Genomic DNA, 1136 nt, shown 5'->3' with positions numbered 1-1136 from the left:
TATTAACCGGCTTCCCTTTCGCCACACGGCGCGAAGTGCGCCTTTGAAACGGAACTTCCCTATGGCTTAGGATCGACTAACCCATGTCCAACTGCTGTTCACATGGAACCTTTCTCCACTTCGGTCCTTCAAGTTCTCATTGAAGTATTTGCTACTACCACCAAGATCTGCACTAGAGGCCGTTCTACCCGGGCTCACGCCCTAGGCTTCGTCACTGACCTCCACGCCTGCCTACTCGTCAGGGCATCATATCAACCCTGACGGTGAAGTATAAGTAACACGCTTGAGCGCCATCCATTTTCAGGGCTAGTTCATTCGGCCGGTGAGTTGTTACACACTCCTTAGCGGATTCCGACTTCCATGGCCACCGTCCTGCTGTCAAGATGTACTAACACCTTTTGTGGTGTCTGATGAGCGTCCACTCCGGCACCTTAACCTCGCGTTCGGTTCATCCCGCATCGCCAGTTCTGCTTACCAAAAATGGCCCACTAGTGTTGTTCATTCGAATGCCCACGTTCAATTAAGTAACAAGGGCTTCTTACATATTTAAAGTTTGAGAATGGATGAAGGCTATATAGCGCCCCCGAGTCCCTAATCATTCGCTTTACCTCATAAAACTGAGTTCAACACTGCTATCCTGAGGGAAACTTCGGCGGAAACCAGCTACTAGAAGGTTCGATTAGTCTTTCGCCCCCATGCCCATATTTGACGATCGATTTGCACGTCAGAACCGCTGCGAGCCTCCACCAGAGTTTCCTCTGGCTTCACCCTATACAGGCATAGTTCACCTTCTTTCGGGTCCGGCCCCGTATGCTCTTACTCAAATCCATCCGAAGACATCAGGATCGGTCGATGATGCACCCAAAGGGCTCTCACCTACGTTCACTTTCATTACGCGTAGGGGTTTTACACCCAAACACTCGCATAGACGTTAGACTCCTTGGTCCGTGTTTCAAGACGGGTCGCTGATGACCATTACGCCAGCATCCTTGCGGAGCGCGTACCTCAGTCCGGCGCAGGGTATTACACAACGGGCTATAACACTCCCCGAGGGGAGCCACATTCCCGAAGCCTTTATCCCCCGCGCCAAACTGATGCTGGCCTGTGCCCGGCAAAGTGCACCAGCGAGAACGCTG

The 1136-nt window shown here is 52.1% G+C and carries 1 rRNA gene; it reads right to left on the bottom strand.

The features are described 5' to 3' along the window. Positions 1-992, bottom strand: a 23S ribosomal RNA gene (locus AB0N03_RS52470); the annotation flags it as partial. Positions 993-1136: the final 144 nt, after the last annotated feature.

Origin of the sequence: Amycolatopsis sp. NPDC051061 (assembly GCF_040682935.1) — a bacterium.
Classification (GTDB): domain Bacteria; phylum Actinomycetota; class Actinomycetes; order Mycobacteriales; family Pseudonocardiaceae; genus Amycolatopsis.
Note: the sequence above shows the minus strand (reverse complement) of the source record. Positions and strands in the feature narration are given on the sequence as shown.